At 46.3% G+C, this 26,351-nt stretch carries 15 protein-coding genes; 10 read left to right on the top strand and 5 right to left on the bottom strand.

Translation table 11 applies throughout. The annotated features are described in order from the left end of the window. Window positions 1-60 precede the first annotated feature (60 nt). Window positions 61-1,875 carry a right-handed parallel beta-helix repeat-containing protein gene (locus tag NYR53_RS23080; RefSeq protein WP_261301492.1) on the bottom strand — a complete coding sequence of 605 codons (1,815 nt, stop codon included), beginning with the start codon at window positions 1,873-1,875 and terminating at the stop codon, window positions 61-63. 233 nt (window positions 1,876-2,108) lie between these two features. On the opposite strand from NYR53_RS23080, the gene NYR53_RS23075 reads away from it, so the two are divergent. Continuing rightward, window positions 2,109-3,068 (top strand): alpha/beta fold hydrolase, encoded by a 960-nt coding sequence (locus NYR53_RS23075; protein ID WP_261301491.1) that lies wholly within the window; start codon window positions 2,109-2,111, stop codon window positions 3,066-3,068. Between the two features lie 38 nt (window positions 3,069-3,106). Beyond that, complete coding sequence (locus NYR53_RS23070) at window positions 3,107-4,147, top strand: alpha/beta hydrolase family protein (RefSeq protein WP_261301490.1); 1,041 nt, start codon at window positions 3,107-3,109, stop codon at window positions 4,145-4,147. A 61-nt stretch (window positions 4,148-4,208) separates the two neighbouring features. Here the strand turns inward: NYR53_RS23070 and NYR53_RS23065 are convergent, their stop codons facing one another. Continuing rightward, window positions 4,209-6,464 (bottom strand): AraC family transcriptional regulator, encoded by a 2,256-nt coding sequence (locus tag NYR53_RS23065; RefSeq protein ID WP_261301489.1) that lies wholly within the window; start codon window positions 6,462-6,464, stop codon window positions 4,209-4,211. Window positions 6,465-6,584: 120 nt separating this feature from the next. Here NYR53_RS23065 and NYR53_RS23060 point away from each other — a divergent pair, with 120 nt between their 5' ends. The 5 genes from NYR53_RS23060 to NYR53_RS23040 all read left to right on the top strand — a co-directional run bounded on the left by NYR53_RS23060 (window position 6,585) and on the right by NYR53_RS23040 (window position 18,810). After that, window positions 6,585-7,580 carry a carbohydrate ABC transporter permease gene (locus tag NYR53_RS23060; protein ID WP_367618569.1) on the top strand — a complete coding sequence of 332 codons (996 nt, stop codon included), beginning with the start codon at window positions 6,585-6,587 and terminating at the stop codon, window positions 7,578-7,580. Between the two features lie 57 nt (window positions 7,581-7,637). Beyond that, on the top strand, window positions 7,638-9,191 hold the full coding sequence (locus NYR53_RS23055) for an ABC transporter substrate-binding protein (RefSeq protein WP_261301488.1): 1,554 nt from the start codon (window positions 7,638-7,640) through the stop codon (window positions 9,189-9,191). 79 nt (window positions 9,192-9,270) lie between these two features. Then, window positions 9,271-10,191, top strand: a complete 921-nt coding sequence (locus NYR53_RS23050) for an ABC transporter permease (protein ID WP_261301487.1) — start codon at window positions 9,271-9,273, stop codon at window positions 10,189-10,191. 112 nt (window positions 10,192-10,303) lie between these two features. Continuing rightward, window positions 10,304-17,476: a fibronectin type III domain-containing protein gene (locus NYR53_RS23045; protein WP_261301486.1), complete on the top strand. Its 7,173-nt coding sequence runs from the start codon at window positions 10,304-10,306 to the stop codon at window positions 17,474-17,476. A 623-nt stretch (window positions 17,477-18,099) separates the two neighbouring features. Beyond that, window positions 18,100-18,810, top strand: coding sequence for a YebC/PmpR family DNA-binding transcriptional regulator (locus NYR53_RS23040; protein ID WP_261301485.1), 711 nt, complete (start codon window positions 18,100-18,102; stop codon window positions 18,808-18,810). Between the two features lie 109 nt (window positions 18,811-18,919). On the opposite strand, the gene NYR53_RS23035 is transcribed toward NYR53_RS23040, so the two are convergent. Together NYR53_RS23035 and NYR53_RS23030 are read right to left on the bottom strand one after the other, a co-directional pair. After that, window positions 18,920-19,150 carry a cold-shock protein gene (locus NYR53_RS23035; RefSeq protein WP_261301484.1) on the bottom strand — a complete coding sequence of 77 codons (231 nt, stop codon included), beginning with the start codon at window positions 19,148-19,150 and terminating at the stop codon, window positions 18,920-18,922. 69 nt (window positions 19,151-19,219) lie between these two features. Then, window positions 19,220-19,420 carry a cold-shock protein gene (locus tag NYR53_RS23030; RefSeq protein ID WP_056625586.1) on the bottom strand — a complete coding sequence of 67 codons (201 nt, stop codon included), beginning with the start codon at window positions 19,418-19,420 and terminating at the stop codon, window positions 19,220-19,222. 262 nt (window positions 19,421-19,682) lie between these two features. On the opposite strand from NYR53_RS23030, the gene NYR53_RS23025 reads away from it, so the two are divergent. Continuing rightward, window positions 19,683-20,138 (top strand): CBS domain-containing protein, encoded by a 456-nt coding sequence (locus NYR53_RS23025; protein WP_437180193.1) that lies wholly within the window; start codon window positions 19,683-19,685, stop codon window positions 20,136-20,138. 135 nt (window positions 20,139-20,273) lie between these two features. Here the strand turns inward: NYR53_RS23025 and NYR53_RS23020 are convergent, their stop codons facing one another. After that, window positions 20,274-21,014, bottom strand: a complete 741-nt coding sequence (locus tag NYR53_RS23020; protein ID WP_261301482.1) for an SDR family NAD(P)-dependent oxidoreductase — start codon at window positions 21,012-21,014, stop codon at window positions 20,274-20,276. Between the two features lie 124 nt (window positions 21,015-21,138). Between NYR53_RS23020 and NYR53_RS23015 the strand changes: the two genes are divergently transcribed. Together NYR53_RS23015 and NYR53_RS23010 are read left to right on the top strand one after the other, a co-directional pair. Then, window positions 21,139-22,032 (top strand): LysR family transcriptional regulator, encoded by an 894-nt coding sequence (locus NYR53_RS23015; protein ID WP_261301481.1) that lies wholly within the window; start codon window positions 21,139-21,141, stop codon window positions 22,030-22,032. Window positions 22,033-22,194: 162 nt separating this feature from the next. Then, entirely contained in the window at window positions 22,195-26,316 is a 4,122-nt protein-coding gene (locus NYR53_RS23010) for an OmpL47-type beta-barrel domain-containing protein (protein WP_261301480.1), read from the top strand. Window positions 26,317-26,351: the final 35 nt, after the last annotated feature.

Below are 26,351 nucleotides of genomic sequence, written 5' to 3'. Positions count from 1 at the left end.
AGACGGAGCCACGCGGGTTTGCGGGCTCCGTTTTCTAATTTATAATCATCTCTGTTTGTCTCACGGCGTCGCAACATATTGGATCGCGCCAATACTTGGGTTCGTCGCATTCCAGGCATTTCCGTAGAAATCTACGAATCCACTGCCCAGTACGGCAGCGTACGCATTCGTGCCGGAGGCTTTAATGGGCGAGCTGGATGTCAGCCTCAAATCGCGGTTGGCATAGTCTGCAAATAATGGATCCGCTGCAGTGTTCGCATCGCAGGTGTCCGGAGTCGTATTCGGACACGTATTCAAATCTGTGATCGTATAATGAGGGGCTGATGGTAGATCTTTGAAACGGGCAACTTTAGCGCTGGTATCCCAAAAATTATTGTTTTTTACGTATAAAGTTCCGACTACATTAGCCCAAACATCTAAGGCAACTTCTGCATTGACCGCGCTGTTGTAGCCATAATGCCCAAAAATATTATTGGCGATGACATTATTCGTGACGGTGCCAGCTGTAGCTGGATTGGAATCAAGCACTTGCAATGAAAATTCGTCAGTATCCAAGATGGTATTGTTGACAACATACAGATCACGGGCCTCCATTTGAACGCCATTATACATCCAAGGGGCAATATCAATCGCATACGGCTGCTTCTTTTGGTTTTGTGTTGTCAAAGTAACACCGGCAATTATATTACTGTAAAACTTGTTATCTCTTCCGCCAATATGACTCGTGCTGGTGAATTCATGAAAATAGTTTCGTCTTATTGTATTGTTAGTAGTTCTGTCAGGAAAGCCATCAACATCAAATGCATGCATATAACCGGACTTGCCAGCCGAAACATCATTCTGTTCTACGATCACATTATGAACCCCATAAACGTTTGTTGCTTTATAAGAAGACAGGACAATTCCGCCATGTCCAAAATTGAGCAGCGTATTTCCTCGAACCAATCCACCTTCCACCGCATCAAGGAGAAAGATACCATCCCCAAGTAATGCCACAGCGGTATTGTTTTCTTCCGTCGTCCAAACTTTATCGATTAAGTTATTCGTAATCGTAATGTTGGATACATGTTGAGACAAGTTTGTTGTACTGCTGTTCCAAACACGTATCCCGTGTTGATTCGATTCCCGAATGATACAATTATCGATTGTAATATTGGAGCTTGGCGAGTCAATATCCACAAGGCCGCCTCTTATATCAAGATCTTTGATTGTTACATAGTCGGTATTTTTCATCATCACAGGTGGATTGTTGGTAGGTAGTATCAGTTCCACTTTTTTAGGACCAACAGCCGTTGAACCTGAATTCGCATACACCCATCCAGATTTGATAAACCATTCATAGGTTTGGTCAACGTCTGTTTCGTTTGCGTTGGCATTGATGGTATTAACCTTGTATTTGGATACGCCGTTGACGAATAGACGCAAAGCGTCGGAAAAGTCGGATATCGGATGCTTCCACCGATTGTTAGCGCCATCGTAGGTCCAGCCTGCATCATCCAATAATTTCATGCTGGATATGATCGGATTAGCTCCGGTGCCGTATGCGCCAATTGTGATGGGATCGGTGGTGCTCCCCGATTTATTGGTCAAATTTAGAGTGCTTTCATACCACGCATCTCCTCTTTTAAATAAAATCGTGTTCCCTGTAGTTCCGGAAGTCAATAAAGTATTTGCTTTGGTAATGGATTTCCAGGGTGAGGCTTGGGTGGTGCCTAAATTCGAATCACTACCTGTTGACGAAAAATAATAGACATTTCCGCTAGCTGAAGCAACTTTCGCATGAGGGACGACAACAGAGCCAAAAGCCAATACGAGTAAAAGTAAAACTAGTAAAAAGTTTTTTACTTTTGAATCGTTGTGTACGGCTAACATCATACCACTCCTCCCAAGATTCGCGTTCAGGCTTATTGTAATGAATACTTCATGAACATGTAAGTCAATATGCAAAAAGTGTACAGATGTACAAATTAGTGTAGTCATTTACGTTAAAAACTTCAGTTCTTTCTATAGATTGTGAAGTATACGGGGGATTGCGGCGTCGACTACAATGAGATTAGGAAACCGATCATCCTGTTTTTGATTCCATTGTATAAGGAGAAATGAAGAACATGCCGATCTTGGATATGCCGTTAGACCAGTTAAAGCAATATGCAGGGCGCAATCCGAAGCCCGTAGATTTTGACGAGTACTGGAGTAGCGCGCTCGACGAAATGAAATCGGTCAACGCGAATGTTGAGCTGATTGAAAGTGATTTCCAGGTGCCGTTTGCGGACTGTTTCGATTTATATTTTACAGGTGTACGGGGGGCGAGAATTCATGCGAAATATGTCCGTCCGAAACATATCGCAGAGCCACATCCAGCCATCATTCAGTTTCATGGCTATTCAGGAAATGCGGGAGATTGGAACGACAAACTAATTTACGCTTCGCTTGGGTTTTCCGTAATTGCGATGGACTGTCGGGGGCAAGGCGGATTATCGGAAGATACAGGCGGAATAAAAGGAACTACGCATAGCGGTCACATCATTCGTGGGTTAAACGATACGTCCAATCATTTGTTATTTAGACATATTTTTCTGGATGCAGCACAGCTGGCGGGAATCGTGATGGATATGCCTGAAGTCGACGCGGATCGAGTTGTGGTTACTGGTTTTTCTCAAGGCGGAGGGATTACAATAGCCTGTGCAGCGCTAGAACCGCGAATTAATAAGCTTGCACCTGTCTATCCTTTTTTAAGTGACTACAAGCGGGTATGGGAAATGGATCAAGCTAAGGATGCTTATCTCGAGCTTAGAACTTTTTTTCGTCATTTTGATCCTCAACATACGCAGGAGGAAGAGATCTTCAAGAAGCTGGGTTATATTGATATTCAGCATTTAGCAGCACGAATCAAAGGAGAAGTGTTGATGGGTGTTGGCTTAATGGACAGCATTTGTCCGCCATCGACTCAGTTTGCTGCATATAATAAGATAACTGCGAAAAAGAGACTCGAAATTTACCCAGACTTTGGTCATGAGGGACTGCCAGGACTACATGATAAAATAATCAAGTTTATGTTGGAGCTTTAACGTGAGAGTCCATTTTTAAAGAAAGAAGGGATTCAATATTGGCGTATGTACTATCCCAAATTAACCAAATGGGCATTCCGCCGCTTTTGCATGGGATTGAGAGTTATGAACAGTGGACAGAGAAGCTGGCTGAAATTCGCCAGACCTGGCTTGATTACATTGGCGAACTGCCTGCAACGGTGCCTGTACGAGTTCAAATCAAATTCCAGAGCAAGCAATCAAGCCATATCCGGCTTCATGTTGAATATGATACCGTTTATGGCGATAGAATTACCGCTTATATCCTAATTCCGGATGAACATGTATCCAAACGTCCAAGGAATTCAGGCTACCCTGCTGTTATTGCACTCCATTCGACACATGAACAAGGGAAAGACTTTATTGCTCTTCCTACTGGCGGGATTAATCGCATGTATGCCGTTGAATTGGTTGAGCGCGGTTATGTGGTGCTGGTCCCTGATGCTCTGACTGCTGGTGAACGGATCTATCCGGGCAGAGGGGCATTTGAGAGTGAGCCTTTTTATGAACAGCATCCTGAGTGGTCAACGGTAGCCAAGAACTTAACAGATCACATACAGGGCATTGATGTTTTATGCTCATTGGATTATGTTAATCCGCTTTCCATCGGGGCGATCGGACATTCGTTTGGCGCTTATAACGCTTATTTTCTGGCTGGTATGGATGATCGAATTAAGGCTGTTGTTTCCAGCTGCGGGTTCAGTCCATTCACTGGCGATCCGCATCCGGAGCATTGGGGCCACCGGCCTTATCCATACACGCATATCCCGAACGTTTCGGAGGATTTGCAGCAGGATCGGATCCCATTTGAATTTCACGAAATTGTCGCCTTATGCGCCCCAACGCCTTTTTTCAGCTACGCAGGACAGGACGATCATATTTTTCCTCATTGGAAATCGGTTGGGGAAGGGATGCTGGAGCTTTCGAAACTGTACCGTTGGTTAGGTAAGGAAGACCGCTTTCAGTCCTACCTCGGGACGGGCGGACATGATTTTCCGGGGGAGATAAGGATGATAGCCTACCGGTTCCTGGATCAATGGTTGAAAAGGGATGGCGAATAACGGATGCACAACCAAATAAAAAGGCTTACGCTTGTATCTTTCTAGCGTAAGCCTTTTCGTGTTATGTTCCGTTATTTCGATATTCGGCTGGCGTAATTCCGGTATATTTTTTAAACACTTTATAGAAATAGGTACTATTGTTATAGCCGGTCTTCTGCGAGATTTCCTCAATTGGAGCAGGCGTGGAAACGAGAAACTCCTTGGCTCGCTCGATTCGGTATTCGTTTAAATAATCAGGAACCGACTGGTTGGCGAGCTTTTTGAATATACGCCCCAGATAGGCGGGGGATAAGTCGAGGAGCTCGGCGATTTTAAATAAGGACAATTCCCGGTCGGAATAGTTTTGATGAATGATTTTATCAATTGATGCGATCAGGTTATCATGCTTTGAGCTTTTCTTGTCTTTGAAGCGCAGACATAGCTGATCGATCAATTCGCAAAAATGATCGTGTACGTCTTGAAGCGTCTCCAGCTTATGCATGTGATGGATAAAGGAACTGAAATCGTAATCCAAAGGTAAGCCAGAGTTCTTATCCATTTGGAGTGCCGTCGTACTGAGTGAGAAAGCCAACTGATTAAATAACATGTTATAAACGATATAGGAGGGAGGTTCGACAGCATGTACGATTTCACCGAACCATTTTTTAGACTCTTCCGCTTTGCCAAGCTTAAGCGTCTCCAACATGTTATTCTCAAGAACAGCAGGATGGATGAACGGAGTGAGCGCTTGCGGACGATGCTGACGGCTATGTAAAATACAGCGGTAACCGTCGGTAAATTTGTATTTCAACTGCTGCAGCGCCTCGGTGAATAATTCGGATACTTCAACCAGACTATCGCCGGTTCTGCTGATGGAGGCGGACATTGAGATGCCAAGGAATTGCTCGGCTGAGTCTTGCACGTTTTTTACCGTATCCATCCATGCATGATCGCTCTGGAAGGTGCCGTTTAGTAGAACCGCAATGGTCTTCTCATCGATATCAATACATTCGCAGCTGCCGACTTTAGCGAATAGTTCGGAAGCGATGTTCATAATGCCGTATTTGAGCAGCACGCGGTCTTCAAAGTGATATTGCTTAGAAAATGAATCAAAATGGTCGATCACGAAAAGAACGATTGCATAGTCACTGGCCGGATCCATCGAAATATCGAATTCCTTGAGTTTGGTTTCTATTTCAAGCGGTTTCTTGAATCCGCTATTATGAAGAAGCTGGCGTAAGAAATTTTGCTTCAATTTATCATGATTATTGCGTTTTTCTTTCATCAGCATATTTAATTTGGATATGACCTTCTCAATTGGCTTATAAAGAGTTTTTGATAAGAAGAAGGAAATACTGAGCCCTATTAACAAAATGACGAAGCAAATGAGAAGAACGGTTTTCTTTATTGTTTCGACTTTCCCCATAATGGTGTCATAAGGAAGTACCCGGATGAAAAGCCAGTTGGTAACTTCATGTTTGGAGTATACGACTAACGATTTGACGCCTTCCACATCATCGACAAAATAATCGGATGCCTGATTGGCGGAAGCAGATAATACTTTTTGCACATAGGGCTTATCCTTCAGATCCGCCAGGAAAGGCATCGAATCGGTGCTGGTAACCAGCGTGCCCTTGCTGTCGATAATGAAAGTTGACCCATTTTTGTTCATATCAAGGCTTGTAATGGCTTCCTTCATCCATCGTTCGGGTACGTTAAGCATGATCATATTGTCGAGATCCTTGGATTGACCTTGCAGATCATAGAAGACAAATGTATACACATTGGCCGTTCTGACCTCCTGAAACGGAGTTTGAACAGGTATTGCCCGGGGAATAGGCGCCAAACGTTTGTAACTGCTGAAATGCTCGATCAGCTTGCGCGCGTCCGCATCGAAGAAATCGTCGAAGCTCTGAATCGTATTGACGGAGGACAAGGTGGCAGAGTAAAACGTTTTCGAGCTTTTGCTGTACATGTAGATGGAATGGATGAAATAGTTCATATTCAAATAAGCATTCAAGCGAATTAAAGCGGCGTTCGTCTCCACGCTGCCTGGGGACTTATAATGTAGGAGCTTATCGAAAAGCGGATCGGCGTATATTTGCAGCGCGTAGCTGGTCGAGTTATCGATCATCGACTTGGCGCTGTAGCTCGTCTGGGACAGGCTGCTTTTCTCTGATGCATAAATATTCGATAAGGCGATCTTCTCGAAGCTCGCGTAGAGCGTAGAGGACAAGGTCACGATGGTGAGGATGATGCAAACGATGAGCGAAAGAAAGATGTTGGCGTAAAGTTTATTGGATGTGCGAGCCGCTGTGAGTTTCATCGTATTGTCCATGCTCCTTCGTTATTCGGGATCGTTGCATTCATTATTATAATGAATAATTTGTAAACAGGTAAGTACACGTACAAAAAGTGTAAGGCTGAACAAATTCGTTTAGTTGCTTTTCACAAAAAAATGGAGACTTTTCACCGGTTTGTGAAGTATACGGGGAACTTGATTGTAGTCTACTATGAAATTAGGAAACCGGTTGTCCTAAACAAAGAAGTGATGGAGGGCTCCATGGAGAGTAAGCATACTTTAGAGAAATACGTGTTCCAAATCATCGGCTATTTCTTCATATCGCTGTTCGCAATCATGTGCTTGATTCCATTTTTGATGATTGTAATAGGATCAGTGACTGAGGAGTCCCATATTATTAAAAACGGCTATAGCCTCATTCCGAGCGTACTTTCATTAGACGCCTACGAGTTTATCTTTAAAAATCCGAAGCAGATCGTTTCCGCTTATCAAATTACGTTATTGGTCACGATCGTGGGTACGCTGATTGGACTGTTCATAACGGCAATGACGGCTTATGTTCTGCAGCGAAAAGACTTCAAGAACCGAAATGTATTTTCCTTCTATTTCTTTTTTACCACGTTATTTTCCGGTGGACTTGTGCCATGGTACATTTTGATCGTTAAGTATTTAGGGTGGAAGGATTCGCTCTTGGCCTTGATTGTGCCTCCTTTATTAAACGTGTTTTATATCATCATAATGAGAAGCTTCATTAGCTCTACGATCCCTGATGCGATTAGTGAATCGGCCAAGATGGACGGTGCCGGCGATTTCCGCATCTTTCTTTCCATGATACTGCCGCTGACTAAGCCGGCACTGGCGACGATTGGCCTGTTCATTTCCCTCAATTATTGGAATGATTGGTATCATGCCACCTTGTTCATTAACAAAGAGAATCTGTATCCGCTGCAATATTTTCTCTATAAAATCTTGAGCAGTATCGCCTTTGCCAACTCCTCGGTTGCTTCTCAGGGTTCAGTCGTTATGGATACGCCGAAGGAATCTTTCAAGCTGGCTATGACGGTGATCGCAACGGGACCGATCGTTCTGCTTTATCCTTTTGTTCAAAAGTATTTTATCCAAGGCATTACGATTGGCTCCGTCAAAGGATGACTCCGGCTTCAGCCGTTGATCATAGATGAGTGAACAAGTACAGGGGAGGTTTATTCAATGAAACATGTAAAGACACTGATGGCTGTCAGCTTGGCGGCAGTTATGCTTATGGCAGGCTGCTCGACGAACTCGGGCAAAGGAACGGCATCGCCTAATCCGACAGCAAGTACGAATAGCGGGGCCGTATCAAACAAGCCGGATATTTCCAAAGAAGTGAAGATGAAGATGTACCTGATCGGGGATCAGCCCAAAGACATCGGGCTTGTCTACGACGAAGTCAATAAGATGCTGAAACGTGATATCAACGCAACCGTAGAGCCTATTTTCCTGTCTTGGGGCGATTACCTGCAGAAGTATCCGCTGCTTTTTGCAACGGGTGAAGATTTCGATTTGGTTTTCTCAGCGAACTGGATCAAGTATGGCGAGCAAGCGATTAAAGGGGCTTTCCTTGAGCTTACGCCAGATATGTTAAATAAAAATGCACCGCAGACGATGAAGGAAATGCCGAAAGAAGCCTGGGAGCAGGCGAAGGTGCAAAACAAAATATATATGGTACCTGCTTCGACCAAAGATTTCTCTATGGCTGTTGTCGGCGTCAGAGGGGATTTGAGAGCGAAGTACAACATCCCAGAACTGAAAACGATCAATGATTTCGAAAAATACCTGGAAGTCATTTCCAAAAACGAACCGAACATGGTGCCTTTCGACGAAGGTATAAATGCGTATACGATGTACGACTTCATGGTCGGGACCGAATTCACGCCCAAGCTCATTATTGGTAATTCCCTCGTTTCAGTCGACTTAAAAGATAAGTCCGGCAAGCTGATTGACATTGCGCAAACGCCGCAATATTTGGAATTTGCGAAGAAAATGGCCGATTGGAACAAGAAAGGGTACTGGTCCCAAAATGCTCTGCTCAATAAAACGCCAGTCAAAGATTCGTTCCTTGCCGGCAAAAGTGCCTCGATGGCCGGAAACATTCAGGATATGAGTCTCGGTGTTACGGCAGCGAATCAGAAACATCCGGAATGGAAAGTTGAGCTGTTTGATCTTTACAACGGCAAGGCGACTTATGTGAACCCGTATATCGGTAATGGAATGTCGATCAACGCCAATGCCAAAAACCCGGAGAGAGCTTTGATGCTGCTCGATTTGTTCCGGAACAACGAAGATTATTTTAACCTTACGACTTACGGCATCAAGGGCAAACATTACGAATTGACGGCGGACAAAAAAATACAGGCGCTGGGTGGAACCGATTCCGGCTACAAGATCGATTCCGGTTCACCTTGGGGCTGGCGAACACAAGGGCTGATTAAGCCGCTTGCCGATCAACCGAAAGAGGTTGACGCCATTAAAGCAACTTGGACGAAAACTGCGATTACGAACCCGCTGCTTAACTTTGTGTTCGATACGACGAATGTGAAGAATGAATTGGCAGCGATCAAAAACGTCAAAGATCAATACCGGAATCCAATTACGCTTGGTGTCATTAATGATCCACTGGAAGCCGTCAAGACGCTCAACACCAAAAATAAAGAAGCGGGTCTGGATAAAGTGATCGTTGAAGCACAGAAGCAGCTAGACGAATATGTAAAGAATAATAAATAACGTTTGAGAAAGGACGAGAGAGGCTGAGGTGATCATGCAACAGTCACTCTCGTTTTTCTGTTAACAGGAGGAGATTCCTATGCATACGAAAGGTTTACTAGGCGATTTGCGGAAAAATCGCACACTGTATCTGATGATATTGCCAGCGTTTTTATTTTTTCTTATTTTCTGTTATTTCCCGATGGCGGGAATGGTGGTTGCTTTTAAATCCTATTCTTACAAGGATGGTATCTTTGGCAGCCCATGGGTCGGTCTGGCTAATTTCGATTTCTTCCTTCATTCGGGCAAAGCGTTCCTGGTTACGAAAAATACAATCGTTTACAACTTCCTGTTCATGATTGTGAACAACCTGCTGGAAATAAGTATCGCCATCGTTTTATTCGAGCTGGCAGGCAAATATATTAAGAAATTTTTGCAGTCAGTAATCTTTCTGCCTTATTTCATTTCGTGGGTCGTAGCCGGAGCAATTGTCTATAATTTTCTCAATTATGAGTTCGGTGCGGTGAATACGTTCTTAAAGTCGCTCGGCTTCACACCGGTAAATTTCTATAATAATCCGGGTTTGTGGCCTTATATTTTGATCTTTTTTAGCGCATGGAAGTCCGTTGGATATGGAACTGTCATTTATCTTGCGAGCATCGCCGGAATTGACATGGAAATGTATGAGGCGGCCAAAATCGACGGGGCGAACGTACTTCAGCGGATCATCCATATAACCATCCCGTCCATCATTCCTACGATGATCGTTCTGGTGCTGCTGAAAGTCAGCCAAATAGCGAGAGGCGACTTCGGCTTGTTCTACCAGCTGATCGGGAATAACGGACTGTTATACGATAAAACGGATATTATCGATACTTTTTCGTTTCGAGCGCTTCTCGACTTACAGGAATTCGGCATGGCGGCGGCAGTTGGCTTGTATCAGTCCGTCCTTTGCTTTCTCATTATTCTGATCACGAATGAATCCGTAAAAAGAATGAAAAAAGAAAGCGCCTTATTCTAAGAGAAGGTTGCGATGAAAGGGGGGATGTTCGACATTTCGAAAGGGTTAATTTGGATTGGAAGGACTGGATGTAAGGATGTATGTAAGTTGAAAAAGGAGCTGGTTATTGAAGATGATGGCCCGGAATTCAAATCGTCAACTCGCACTTATTATGGTATTTGTCATGATGTTTAGTTGTTTCAGTGCTTTGCCGTTTGTCCGTCTTCCCGTTGCGGAAGCGGCTGAGGGATGGCCGGCGTCTGTATTATCGGGGACAAATATGCCGTTCGGACCGATGGATTCCCTTGTTACGACGCAAAATCCGCCCGACTTTAGATGGCCTGCCGTTAGCGGGGTCGATAATTACGATTTGCAGATTAGCCGTAGTTCTACAGTAGCTAGTGTTGTATATGAACAAGAAACACTAACGTCGAATTTCTACAATTTTAATCATGTATTTGACGTCGGTACCTGGTATTGGCGCGTCCGATTTCACAAACCGGCCTCAGGCTGGTCGGAATGGAGCGACATTCGAAAGTTCCGGATTGAGGAGCAGAATGTTCCGTTTGTGGTTCCTTCCATCGATCAGTTATTGAGCAATATCAGTCCCACGCATCCGCGCATTTGGGCGAATTCATCGACACTTGCCGATTTTCGAAATCTGCGATTTACGGTCGGAAAAGATATGTTTCAAAGGATAAGTCAGTCGGTGAATGCCAATTTATGCACGCCGACTATCCAGGAACCGCATCGGTGCGACTTGATCGAGCCGAGCTTTCCTTATCCGGCTACCTATAATCATAATGCTCCTGAATTTGTAGCTGCACAACGTGTCCTCCGTACTTATTCGGAAGCGGCAATCAATAAGATGTTTAATGCTGCATTCATTTACTTCCTGACGGGTTCACCGGAAATCGGACAGTACGCGAAAGCCCGACTGCTCGACCTATCCGGCTGGAATCCGGACGGAACAACGAGCTACTTCATTCATGATCAGGTACATAGGCTCATCGCGTTAGATTCCGCCATGGCCTACGACTGGCTGAACGACTTGCTTTCACCATCGGAGAAACAGACGGTACTGAATATGGTGAAAGCGCGCACCCAGACACTGGTGAATGAAATCGTTGTGAAATACCCGATTCAGAGTAAACCTTATGACTCACACGGGTGGACGGCATTCGGATTTGTCGGCATCATCGCTACGGCGCTGCTGAACGATACACCGGAAGCTGAATCATGGTTTCGGCAAGTCGTTCCCGCTTACATCAATATTTTGCCTCCGTGGGGCGGGGAGAATGGAGGTTGGTCGCAGGGCACTGGTTATTGGCAATGGTCGTCTACACTTTCGAAACAGTTCATAGACGTCCTCCTGAGTGCAAGCGGTTTCAATCTCTATGACAAAGCCTATTCGCGTAACGAAGGTTTGTATCCGCTCTATGCGTTCCCAAAAGGCAGCCCGAAAGGGATTTTTGGAGACGATAGTGAATACGCCCCAGGCTCTGCCAGTGTGACGGTATATAACCGTCTCGCACAAATGTATGGCGATCCCCGGATGAAATGGGCGGCCGGAGCCATTGGAACGGGCTTGAACGGGGAATTGAGCAACTACTTTTACGGGGACGACAATCTGGAAGCGAGACCCCCGATGGATTTGCCGGACTCCAAGTGGTTTCAGGACATCGGTCTTGTGACGATGCATTCGAAATTATACGATCCCGATAGCGTGTCGCTCTATTTCAAATCGAGCCCATTCGGCACCTATAACCATAGCCATGCGGACCAGAATGGTCTCATCGTCAATGCCTTTGGTGAATCGCTTGCTATCGAAAGTGGTTTTTATGACTATTACGGCAGCGTTCACGATACAAACTATGCGAAGCAAACGTTTGCCGCTAACGCAATTACGGTTGACGGGAAGCAGGGGCAGCCGATCGACAATATTGATGCGGACGGCAAGATCATGAGCTTCGTCACGCATCCGGATTTTGACGCAACGAGCGGCGATGCTGCCGGCGCCTATGCGGGTAAGCTGAATAAGGCGAATCGGAGTATCGTTTATGTCAGACCCGATATGTTCGTCGTCATTGACCAGCTTCAGTCGGCTAATCCGCAAGGCTCGGAATTCGAATGGCGCCTCCATGCCGATAATCAATTGGATCTCGACGCTGATCAGGCGGGCGCGACAATTTGGAAGAAAGAAGCCGGTTTGAAAGTCCGTTTCCAGGCGCCAGAGGGGCTTAGAACGACATTTGAAGATCAATATTTGGACGCGGCCGGAACGGAATGGAAACCGGATAAAGACTCGGTTTATGCAAACAAAAAACAGCTGCATGCAGCTTTCATTACGCCGAAAACGAACGCGACCACTTTTGTTTCTACAATGGAAGCCTTTAAGCAGGGGACACAGCCTCAGAATGTGGTCTCGGAGAATCACGGGACTTATACGAAACTTTCATTCGAAGATGGTTCAGTTGTCTACGTGCGAACGACCTCGGGCGGGGAAGTGGACGCAGGCGGCATTCGATTCAACGGAACCGCTGTGGCAGTGAAAGGAAGTACCGTGCTTCTCGTAGACGGCACGAAGCTTGTGAAAGACGGCGTCACCCTTATCCAGAGCAGTCAGCCTGCGACGGTTGTATACGGCGGCGACCAACTATCCGTGTCGAGCCCGTCAGATACACAGGTAGATGTAAATGTGCCTGGAATCACACGTTTGCGTGATACAGACAGCGGCAGGGACATCCCGAGCGGCGGATTGGTCTCGGAAGCAATGGGATTGCGGGGCGTGCATTGGAGTGCGGCAGGGAATACCATTACCCTTAATGTCGAGAAAGGACAGCATGCGTTCAAGCTCGGCAATGCGCCGATGCCGCAAGCGATGGCTCCCGTAACTTTGCAGACCGTTTTCGACGGGGTGCAGGGGCAGGCGACGCTGCAGGTTTACAGCGATAAGGAAGGGATTCCCGTCGCTTGGGGCAAACTTGGCAATACAGCGGGTTTGTACCACGTTGTGGAAGCGCCTCCAGGCTTTATTTTTGAAAAGTACGGTCATCCGAAAGATCTTTACCTCGAAGCGAATGCCAACATTATCATTCGCGGGGACCTTGGTACCGTAAAACTGAGCAAGGTCGGAGGCAGTAATTTTGCGGATGCGGATTCATGGACGGACCCGGATGCGATGAGGAACCAACTATCCTTTGACTGGATTGAAGCGGAGTCCTATACGGATGCGGATCCCGGAATAAGCGTGTATGCCTCACGCCCGTTCTTATCCGGTAAGAAGGGCTTAGGTACCTGGGATCAGCAGGGACAGAAGGTGGCGTGGAGCTTTAACGTACCTAAAGCGGGTACCTACGATCTGGTGATGAAGTATGTAGCCGGTTGGGGCATGAATCCTGGAGAGCTCACGAGCAGAAGCGTCATGATCGGAGATAAAGCAACATCCTTTCAGGCGCCTAAGACCTTCGATTATGGGACGGCGCCGGAATATTGGAGAGGGCTTCGGGTCAAGCTGGGGCAGCAGCTGGTGGCCGGACCAGTCGACATTACGATGTGGAACGATAAGGGTCCTATGAATCTGGACTGGATCGGCCTTATCGAGCGGAAAAGCGATGAGGAGCGTCCGACAACGCCGAGCGGTGTGCATCTTATTTCGCAGACGGATACAACGGTTACTGTCGGTTGGAGCGCATCAACGGACAATGTTGCCGTGAAGGAATACGCTGTGTATGCAAACGGTGTATTGAAAACCGTCGTTCCGAGTGATACTGTGACTGCGACGATCACGGGTCTAACGGTTGGAAATACATTTGCCATCACGATTGTGGCAGTGGATACGAGCAATAATCGGTCGCTGGTAAGTGATGCGTTGAATGTATTGACCCAAGACACTTCGGCTCCTACGTGGGGGGAGTCGGCAACGTTAAGGCCGGAGCATCTGTTCCCGAGTTCAGCAAGATTTGTGTGGGATCAGGCGACGGACAATTCGGGCATCGTAACGACGTACTCGATCTATCGGAAGGACGGCGTACAATCGTCCTTCGTAAAGGTAGGAACGGTGAGCGGAAGTGTATACGGCTATGACGTAACGGGTCTGCAACCGGGGAGCACGTATACGTTCAGGGTTCAGGCAACGGATGCGCATGGCAACGAATCGGCGGATGGCCCGAGCAAGACGGTGACGCTGCCTGCGGCAGGCGGCAGCGGCGACTATTATGAATCGTTTGACGACAAATTGACTGGGGAAATGAGTTCCGGCAGCAGTTGGACGGTGACTACGAACAGTGGAACGTCGGTAGCGATCGTGCCGTCGCCGGCTTCGATCGGCAACGCGCTCCAGCTGACGGATAATTACGCCACGTCGGATAGTGACTATACGGAAAGCCCGATTGTTGTTAGAAATAATGCGGCTATTAGCGGTAAGGTCACATTCGAGACCAAATTTATGTTTAATAAGGTGAGCAGCGACATCGGCAATTTCGAGCTCAAGCTGCGCGGTTCCGGGACGGATGTCGTGCGGTTCAACGGCTTCTCGGACGGCACAATCGGCTACTGGAATATGATCGGCGGCACCAACACGTCCGTCAAAATTCCTAATGCAACCGGCTTTACGCTTCCACGCGACCAGTGGATCACGCTACGTTTCGATCTGGATACAGCCACGAAGACGTATGATATTACGTTGCAGGCGGAAGCTTTTAAAAGCTACACCGGACAGGTGGCGGCTCCTGGCAAGCTGGATAGGAAAACCGGCATTTATCAGGTTAGCGGGATTCCGTTTTATAACAACAATACGACGGCAACGGCGATCGATTCCTTCCGCTTCAGTTCGTTCCGTTATACAAGCAAATTCTTGCTAGATTATGTGACGTTGTACAAGATAACTTTGGCTGATACAACGGCTCCTGCATGGGGAGGGGCTGCCTCGATTCAACCGGTTTATCTGTTCCCGAACGCTGCCAGATTTACATGGGATCAGGCAACCGACAACTCAGGTACGGTAGCATCGTATTCGATTTATCGAAAGGACGGAGCACAATCGTCCTTCGTGAAAGCGGCAACAGTGAGCGGCAGTACGTACGCGTATGACTTGACGGGTCTACAGCCTGGAGGCACCTATACGATCCGGGTTCAGGCGGTCGATGAACAGGGCAACGAATCGGTCGACGGCCCGAGTAAGACGGTTACGCTACCTACAGCAGGCAGCAGTGGCGCATATTATGATTCCTTCGACGATTGGACGACAGGAAACTTATCGAATGGCAACAACTGGACGGTGAGTACGAATAGCGGGACGTCCGTATCGGTCGTACCTTCGCCGGATGGAGTGGGTAAAGCACTACAACTGCTAGACAATTATGCTTTATCGGACACTGATTATACGGAAAGTCCTGTTGCGTTGAGAGCAAATGCTGCTCTTGGCGGTAAACTCTCGTTCGAAACCAGATTCATGTTCAACAAGGTGAATAGCGATATTGCGAATTTCACACTGAAACTGCGCAATGCCGGAATCGATGTCGTGCAGTTCAACGGCTTATCGGACGGCACATTCGGCTACTGGAAGATGATCGGCGGCACCAATACGATCGTCAAAATTCCGAAAGCCGCTGGCCTTGCGCTTCCGCGCGATCAGTGGATCACGCTTCGCTTTGATCTGGATATGGCTGCGAAGACGTATGACATTATCATGCAGGCAGATGTTTTTAAAAGTTACACCGGTGCGGTGGATACTCCGGGAACCTTGGATAAAACGAACGGTACTTATCGTATCAATGGTATACCTTTCTATAACAACAATACGACGGCTACGTCCATCGATGCCTTCCGCTTTAGTACATCACGTTTTACTAGCAAAATTCTGCTCGATTATGTCATGCTGTACAAGAGTGCTGTGGCTCCGGCGGATGCCACTTTTACATCTGATAAGACAGCGCCGACCAATACAGATGTCATTGTGGTGATCCACTACCCTGCCGATGCAGCGGTAAAAGAATATCAGATAGGCCAGACTGGTTCATGGATGGCTTACACAGCACCTATCGTTCTTTCCGACAATAACACCGTGTTTGCTAGAGGAACGTCTGCTGATGGCAAAATGTCTAATATTACGAGCTATACGATAAACAATATTGATCGTACAGCGCCAGTTACGAGCGCGAGCGTATCACCTGCGCAACCGGACGGCCTGAACGGCACATATGTGAATCCAGTTACGGTCACCTTGGTCAGTAGCGATAGCTTATCAGGTGTGGGCAAAACCGAGTTCAGCCTGGACAACGGGACTTCCTGGCAGTTGTATACGGCACCCGTTACGTTTGACAAAAAAGGCTCCTACAGCCTGCTGTACAAGACTACAGATCAAGCGGGAAATGTTGAGCTTCCTCAGCAGTTGGGCTTTACGCTCGCAACGACCGCCGTCAAGGTGCAGCTCAAGGATAGCAACGGAAACCCACTTAGTGGTGGCAATGTGACGTACTATGACGGCGGCTGGAAAGATTTCGGCATCACCGATGCTTCCGGATCGGTTAGCAAATCGCTGCCGAACAAGTCTTATACCTTCGCGCTGACATACGAAGGGACGCGCAACGAGAAGGTGCAAGATACGTCGACGAACGCTGTCGTCGGCTTTCAGACGATGAATGTCAAGGTGCAGCTGAAGGACAGCCAAGGGAATCCGCTTGACGGAGGTGTGGCCTCCTATTATGCAGGCAGTTGGCGGACGATCGGCAGCACGAGTGGAGGCGTGGTCAGCAAGGAACTGCTGCCCGGGTCCTACACATTTGCGATGACATACGAAGGCACATACAAGGAGAAAGTGTTGGATACGTCGACGAACGCCGTCGTCGGCTTCCAGACGGTGAACGTCAAAGTGCAACTGAAGGACAGTCAAGGGAATCCGCTTAATGGAGGTGCAGCCTCCTATTATGCGGGCAGTTGGCGGACGATCGGAAGTACAAGCAGCGGCGAGATCAGCAAGGAGCTGCTGCCCGGGTCCTACACATTTGCAATGACATACGAAGGCACATACAAGGAGAAAGTGCAGGATACGTCGACGAACGCCGTCGTCGGATTCCAGACGGTGAATGTCAAAGTGCAGCTGAAGGACAGTCAAGGGAATCCGCTTAATGGAGGTGCAGCCTCCTATTATGCAGGCGGTTGGCGGACGATCGGAAGCATGAGCGGCGGCGAGGTCAGTAAGGAGCTGCTGCCTGGTTCTTATACGTTCGGGATCACCTACCTGGGGATATACAAGGAAAAGGTGACAGATACATCTTCCAATCCAACGGTAGTTTTTCAGCAGTAAGTATAGGTGAAGTATCTTTGAGGGCTATCCTCCGAATCCGAATGGAATCGGTCGGGGATGGCCCTTTCTTTACGGCTCGGCGAGCGGAACAAATATGAGCGAAAATCGCGCTTTCAGAGAACTCCGCGAGTCGAAGCTCGCCGACAGAGCCTGAGAAGCCGAAAATCGACTTCTCAGCAGTCAGTCCCGCGCGTCCGTGCCGTGTAAGCGCGTTTTTCGCGCTTATTCATGCGCCACCGAACAAATAGGTGCGAAAACCGCGCTTTCAGCGAGAGCTCCGCGAGCCACAGCTCGTCAATAGAGCCTGAGAAGCCGAAAATCGACTTCTCAGCAGTCAGTCCCGCGCATTCGTCCTGTGTAAGCACGTTTTTCGGGCTTATTCATGCGCCACCGAACAAATAAGCGCGAAAAACGCGCTTTCAGCGAGAGTTCCGCGAGTCGAAGCTCGTCAATAATGCCTAAGAAGCCGAAAATCGACTTCTCAGCAAATCCTCCCGTGCGTCCGTGCTATGTTTTCAGCAATGAAAAACATGAGTACGAGACTCATGATGCAATTTTTTTTCCATTTAGAATGAAAATGGGTTATTATATTAATGAAATAAAAATAGAAAGTGGGATTAATCGTGGGCCGAAAGTGGAATAACATTAAAGAGAAGAAAGCCTCTAAAGATGCAAATACAAGTCGAATTTATGCTAAGTTCGGCCTTGAAATTTATGTAGCCGCTCGGAAGGGTGAACCGGACCCTGAAGCGAATCGTGCTTTGAAAGTTGTACTCGAGCGGGCAAAAACCTACAATGTGCCGAAAGCAATTATTGATCGCGCCATTGATAAAGCAAAAGGCAGCTCAGATGAAATTTATGAGGAGCTTCGTTATGAGGGCTTCGGACCTAATGGTGCGATGGTCATTGTGGACGCACTGACGAATAACGTGAACCGTACTGCTTCTAGCGTACGTGCAGCTTTTAGTAAAAATGGCGGAAATATGGGTGTAAACGGCTCAGTCGCTTACATGTTCGATGCCACTGCTGTCATTGGTATTGAAGACAAGAGTATCGATGATATCATGGAAATTTTGCTGGAAGCAGATGTAGACGTTCGTGACATTACTGAAGAAGACGACATCGTTATGGTTTACGCTGATCCGGAGCAGTTCCATGCTGTTCAAGAATCATTCAAGAAGGCTGGAATCACGGAGTTTGCCATTGCTGAACTGACGATGTTAGCTCAAAACAACGTCACCTTATCGGAAGAAGGCCAAGCCCAATTCGATAAATTGATTGATGCTTTGGAAGATTTAGAGGATGTGCAGCAGGTGTATCATAACGTGGAATAATCCACAAGAAAATTGTTCTCATAAAACAACAAAAAAAGCTGGTTCCTGTACGCAAAAAGGGACCAGCTTTTTTTGAATAATCACAAGATATGTTTCAATGGGCATCAGTCTACGAGATCTGTCTGCCTTTATTAAGGGACTTCATATCTATATTGGAGTTGGCAAGCAGAGGAAGCATCTTCACGCTACTAATCATGTGAGAGAGGCACAGGTGGCAAGTTGGAACGTACTCAAACGCAAAATTGTCCCGAATCCAGCCCTTACAATCTACTTTCTTACAAGCCCAAATTTTAGTGTTTTCCTGAGGGAGATCCTCTAACGATTTTCTTCGGAAATACAAAGTTAACTCCTCCTTAGATTAAAAAACTGCCCTTAACACTTGTTAAGGACAGTTTACTTTGTTTGTATATTACAGTTTTACAACATTCTCGGCTTGAGGTCCGCGGTTGCCTTGAGCTACATTAAATTCTACACGTTGCCCTTCGTCTAGTGATTTGAAACCATCGCCTTGAATCGCGGAGAAATGTACGAATACGTCATTTCCGCCTTCCATTTCGATAAAGCCAAAGCCTTTCTCTGCGTTAAACCATTTTACTGTTCCTGTTTCCATAATAAATGACCTCCAAATAGTTATTTAACATGTTTTTTTAAACAAAAAAATCACACATTGAAAAAGGTACCATTACACAAATGATCACCTTTTCAATATGTGAATTTATGTTAGAGCTGTTTATAAGATCATCTTAACACACAAAAGTATGTAAAGCAAATTAGCATGGGTCCAATTTGCTGATCTCCCAAAGACCAATCAGATCATATAGTTGTATAATGCAAGTAGATAGTTCGTCATACAAAACTGGAGGGGAATCGTCATTAAGGCAAATGAAATCATGGTTCGTCAAGTCTACAAAGTAAAAGAAGGCGATACTGTACGCGACGTGATTGAGAAATTTATTAAACACAGAATCAGCGGACTTCCCGTTGTTAACGATCGGAATGAAGTGGTCGCTTACCTTAGTGATGGAGATATCATGCGATATATCGGAAAGCATGAGGACCAGGTCTTCGGTACTTATTTCTACACAGCAGTCATCAAGGGAGATAAAGAAGAGTTCCATGAAAGAGTTCGCAGCTTGCTTCCTTTGAATGTCATGAAAATTGCCCAAAAGAAGGTGATTGCCGTAAACTCCGATGAGGATATTGAGCAAATTGCTGCCATATTGGGTAAAAAGCGAATAAAAAAGCTGCCGGTTCTTAACCAAGGCGTTCTTGTCGGAATAATCAGCAGGGGAGATGTTATTCGGCATTCCTTCCAATCCATTTTATAAGGATGCCAAGGAAAGGATAGAACATACAGCGGCAAAATGGAGGAAGTAAAAACCGGATAAGTTGTCGACTGGTTAATAGTAGTTTTTCGAACGAGGAGCAGACTGCCGTTGCAGCTGCTCCTTGTTTTTAATTAATTATAACGTTTGTCCACTATCCACAGTAATGATTTGACCTGTCATTGCTTCTTGTTCCAAGGCTGCACAAATAAATTTAGCGATATCTTCAGGTGTTGAGATAGACTGCAGCAGAAGGTTAGGAGCTAACCTCTTCATTTGTTCTTCTCTTCCAGCCCACCATCTTGTCGCGACGGCTCCCGGCGCAACACAGTTGACTCTAATATCCGGAGCTAAGGCGCGGGCTAACGATTTCGTAAGACCGTGAACTGCTGCTTTGGATACCGCGTATGGAAGAGAGGAGCCTAATCCTGTTTGTCCCGCTATACTGCCGAGATTGACAATCGCTCCTTGTTTATTCATTTTCATGAAAGGGGCAACAGCTCGCGCGCAGTAATACATTCCTTTGACATTAATATCATAAAGTTCGTCCCATACTTCATCCGTTACCGCTTCTAGATCCTCAAAGGGGATATGCCGTGTAATGCTGGCATTATTCACAAGCAAATCAATTGTGCCGAATTGTTTTACCAAAGTATCAACCATTTCCCTAACTTCCTTGTCTTGAGAAACATTGGCTTGCACGGCAATTGCTCGTCCACCAGTTGAATTGATTATTTGTGCTGTTTCTTCCGCATCGGCTTTAGAGCGCGAATAGTTCACCACGACGGTTGCCCCCCGCTCGGCAAGTGCCAGGCAAGCAGCCCTTCCGATCCCAGTACCTCCTCCAGTAACAAGAGCCACTTTTTCCTTTAAATCCATATTAGTCATCTCCTTTTATTGCACTGTGATATAAATGATTGTATATTGTCATTTCAAATTTGTATAATTGAAGTAATTGATCAGTATGTTCAAAAAAAATGAACTGTAAACTAGGGGTACTACGATGGATCTTAAAACATTAAAAACGTTTCAAATGATTGTAAAGTACGGTAGTTTTAACCGTGCCGCTGATGAAATGAATTATGTGCAATCCACCGTTACGATGCAAATTCAAAAGCTTGAATCCGACTTAGGCGTTCAGCTTATCGAACGAGGAAAAAAAATCCGGTTAACTGAAGCCGGAAGACTGTTCTACGAACAGAGTTTGCAAATCATAAAGAATATAGATCAGTTACAAACGAATTTGTCGGATTTGAAAATTGGCGAAAGTGGGAATATCCGTTTAGGGGTGACGGAGCCAACTGCCAGTTATCGATTACCTGGTATCTTAGAGGGGTTTTTATCACAATTTCCGAAAATTCGTATCTCGGTGGAATTTGCTAACACACCAGCATTGAGCGAGCGCCTTCTCAAGGGGGATATTGATTTGGCTCTTTGTTCGGCACCGGATCTGGGTTCCGATCTCTATTTTGAACCCTTATTTAAGGAGGAATTTGTGGTCTTAATGCCGGAGAATCATCTGCTTGCCCAAAAAGCAGTTATTGCGCCGGAGGATATTCCGGGCCATCGTCTGCTCATCACGTCAGCAACTTGTCCGTACCGCAGAAAACTTGAAATGGTTTTGCAGGAAACGGGGAACATTCCGATAGATACTATGGAGATTGGCAGTATGACAGCTTTGAAATACTATGTCGAATGCGGACTTGGTATTGCCCTTGTGCCAGAGATTATTTTGAAACCTGTTCCTACTGGTACGACGATTCGGCCTATGAGCGGCAGCCTTATAGACATGACTTTCGGCATTCTCTCCAAGCCATCGGAATATCCGTTGAAACTGGCAAGCTCAAAGCTTTACCAATTTCTCAAGCAAGAACTGCTTGAACAATTCCCTAATTGACTCAAAATCTAAACCCTCAGCCCGTTGCTGTGGGTTTTTTGCTAGCAAATTACAAAGACCGTTAATTATCGTTATATTTCTGAAAATAATCGTGTAGAGATCTCTTTGATTTCATTCCTATAATGGACATGAATGTAATTACATTGTACAAGGAGAGATTTTATGCGAGAAAGGATTGCGAAATGGGTAGCTTTATTCATGCTTTTGTTTATGACGCTCCCAACCAATGTGGGACTTGGCGTTCAAACAACGTATGCGGAAAGTCAAACCTACGAAGCGGAAGCCTCGGTTAATGTGTTAAGCGGTAACGCATCAGTGGCCGAGTGCACCGTATGCTCGGGAGGAAAGAAGGTAGGCGGCCTCTATCAAGGAAGCTCGCTGCAATTCAACGGAATTACCGTGAATGAAGCTGGAAGCTACAAGGTGTCGGTTTCTTACATATCCGGCGATCCTCGTTCGGTGAACATCCGTGTAAATGGAGGGACTGCGGAAAACTTCGATTTTCCCAAAACGGTTGACTGGAGCACGGTTGGCACTTTTGATGTCACTCTTCAATTAAATGCCGGTACGAATACAATCGTGTTCGACGATGGAAGTTGGTATTCGCCGGACATTGACAAGATCGTTGTAGCGCCCACTTCAACTCCCGGTGGTGGAGGTGGAAGCGAACCGCAGCCGATATACGCACAATATTATGAGGCGGAGTCTGCTGTAAATATACTTACTGGCAAAGCTTCCGTGTCCAATTGCGGCACGTGTTCAGGAGGCAAGAAAGTCGGCAATTTGTATCAAGGTAGTTCGTTACAATTCAATCAAATCCAAGTGAATGCTCCCGGTATCTACACGGTGAAACTGTCCTATATTTCCGGCGATCCCAGGTCTGTTCAAGTCAGTGCGAACGGAGGGGCGTCCGAGCTGTTTGATTTGCCGAAAACGACGGATTGGAATACGGTCGGCACCTTTGACGTCGATGTTACGTTAACTGCAGGCAGCAATACGATTATCTTGTCTGACGGTAATGGTTACTCCCCTGATATCGATAAGATCGGAGTGTCGCCCAAAATCGTTACCTATGAAGCGGAAGCTTCTGCTAACACACTTGCTGGCAAAGCAAGCATTTCGAATTGCAGCAGCTGTTCCGAAGGCAAAAAAGTCGGCAATTTATATCAAGGCAGCTCCTTGCGATTTAATGGTGTCGAGGTGGGATCAACCGGGAATTATCAAGTAACCGTTTCTTATATATCCGGCGATCCTCGTTCTGTACAAGTCAGTGTAAACGGGGGAACTGCTGAAACTTATGATTTTCCAAAAACACCTGACTGGAACACGGTGAATACGTTCGTTATTCCTTTAGCTTTAGTGGCTGGCAGCAATACCATCCAGTTTGCTGACGGCAACGGCTACTCCCCGGATTTGGATAAAATCGTGGTCGGTCCGAAGATTGAACCGAATCCTGGTGAAGATGACAATGTCGGTGGTAGTCTTGGTGATCCCGGCGAGTCGAAACAGTACGGTTCCATCACCGTAACGCATTATACGTATGGTGCGACTTTTTCGAACGGTGAGATGACCATTTCGTATCATACAGACAGCGGTCTGGCGGATTATTCCTGGAAGGACGCCAAAATCGTAAAAGGCGTATACGGCAGCTTACAATTGGGCGAACTCATCACCAGCAAGAGTTATACCCGTCATACCTTGTCGGATGCTGCGATCGTCCCGGTTCATGACGGTTTCGGTACGGGGCTTCGCTTTACCGTCACCAATGAATCGCCTGGTAAACCTGCGCTTCATCAAATTTATACCGTGTATGAAGGAAAGAGCTTCTTCCTAACGCAATTAAAAGCGGTTAACGCTTCACCTATGACCACAAATAATATGGCTCCTATTGTTGTGAAGAATAGTAGCGGTGTTGATCTTGGAAGCTATGCGGATAACAGAGCGTTATTTGTCCCATTTGATAATGATAATTGGATTCGGTATAAGGCCCAATCGATCAACACTGCGAACACGGGCTATGAAGTAACGGCTATTTACGATAACGCGAATCGAAATGGACTCGTGATCGGCTCCGTCACTCACGATACGTGGAAGACGGGGATTACATGGAACGGGTTTAATAATAAATTGATTAACCTCACGGTGTATGGCGGAGCATCCTCCAACATCACGCACGACGCTGTGCCTCACGGAAGTATTTCTGGTATTGAATTAACATCACCAACCGTGTTTGTCGGCTATTTTGCGGATTACCGCGCCGGTCTTGAGGAATACGGACGTGCAAACGCCGTGTTCACTCCGCCTTTAAGCTTCCATGGCACTGTTCCCAATGAAGTTCCGGTGGGCTGGAACAGCTGGGGTGCCTACGGCAGCAATCTCACGTACCAAGATGTCATAGATACGTCGAATTACTTCAAGACGCACCTTCAAAACAATAATTTTAACAACAAAGGCGCACTCTACATGAACTTGGACTCCTATTGGGACAATTTAACGGATACCCAGCTGCAAAATGCGGTAGCAACAATCCGTCAAAATGGCCAGCAGGCCGGTATTTATTGGGGTCCTTTCGTTTACTGGGGCAATAATATGAGTCAGATTGTCGAGGGTACGAACAATCAATATACGTACGGAGATATTGTATTGAAGGATAGCGCTGGGAAAATCTTACCTACTTTGGATGGCGCCTATGCGCTTGATCCGACTCATCCGGGCACGAAGGCACGAATGGACTATTATTTGGGCAAATTTAAGACATTAGGTTTCACGTATATCAAATTGGATTTCTTAACGCACGGCTCTTTGGAAGGGAAGCATGCCGACCCAACTGTGACCACCGGTATTCAAGCTTATAACCAAGGGATGGCGGACGTGAACAGTGTCATTGATGGCAGCATGTTCATTAGCGAATCGATTGCGCCGTTATTCCCCAGTCAATATGCGCACAGCCGTCGAATCTCTACCGATGTCTTTGGAAAAATTAGTGAAACCGAATATGAGCTGAACGCGCTCACCTATGGTTGGTGGCAGAATGGTACGATTTACCCTTATACCGACCCAGATCATATGGCGTTGTCGAGGGCAAGTTCCTTGGACGAAGCGCGCAGCAGAGTGAATTCTGCCGTTATTTCCGGCACAGTTTTCTTGAATTCGGATGACGTTCATAATGAGAGCGCTCAAGCCTACATGAACGAATTATTGACGAACAAGGCAATCAACCGAGTTGCTTTACTAGGTAAAGCTTTCCAAGCGGTGGAAGGGAATACTGGTGCAAATGCAGCCGATACGTTCATGCTGAATGACAATGGCACTTATTATCTGGCAGTCTTCAATTACAATGGTGCTTCGTCTTCGACGAAGTCCGTTGATCTGGCTCGTGCGGGATTGAATGGCATCAGTAACTATCTACGAACGGATTTATGGACAGGAACCGAGGATATGGTGAGCGGTAAGCTGAACGTAACCCTGAAGCCGGCCGAGTCTAAACTGTTTAAGCTGCAGCTTGATTCAATGCCTCCAACGACGAGCGTCGTCTTCGATGGGATCAGCGGTTCAGGAGCTTTTACGAACAATGACATCACGATGACATTTAACGCAGCTGATCAGCCGGGAGGTACCGGATTACTGTTGACTGAATATCAGCTAAATGGCGGAAATTGGGCAACGGTTAACGGACCTGTAACGCTATCAGAGGAAGGTGTATACAGCGTACATTATCGTTCGAAGGATCGATACGGTAATGTGGAGGCCGCTAAACAAGCAACTGTAGGCATTGATCGTACAGCACCCGTTGTCCGAATAACCGATCCGTTAACCATATGGCAAACAGATCCATTGAATCTGTCTGTTCAGATCACCGATACGTTAAGTGGCGTAAGCAATAGTACCGTTCAACTGGATAAGAAAATGGTGAGCAATCCAATCACAGCTGCCCCTGCATCTTTAGCCGTTGGAAACCATCTGATCGAGATCACTGGGACGGATCTGGCCGGAAATGTAACGGCGAATACGTATACGCTTCAGGTACAGATTGATGCCAATCATTTCATGGATCTCATCAACATCGGTGTTGCGAACGGTTCGATCACGATTTCGGACAAAGGCAAGGAGCTGCTTGCCAAAGTGGAAGCAATTATTCGTAGCAACAATAAAGAAGTGACTGTCCGCCAATTAAAGGCGCTGCGCAACTTTGTGGAAGCTTTAACCGGCAAAAAGATCACCAAAGAATTCTCAGTGATCCTCATCGCCGATATCGATTATTTGATCGAAAATGCCAGTAAATAGCTGCAAAGCTAAGGGGCTGTCCTAAGACAGCCCCT

It is taken from the genome of Paenibacillus andongensis, from assembly GCF_025369935.1.
Classification (GTDB): domain Bacteria; phylum Bacillota; class Bacilli; order Paenibacillales; family NBRC-103111; genus Paenibacillus_E; species Paenibacillus_E andongensis.
This window is presented reverse-complemented; position numbering and strand designations above follow the sequence as displayed.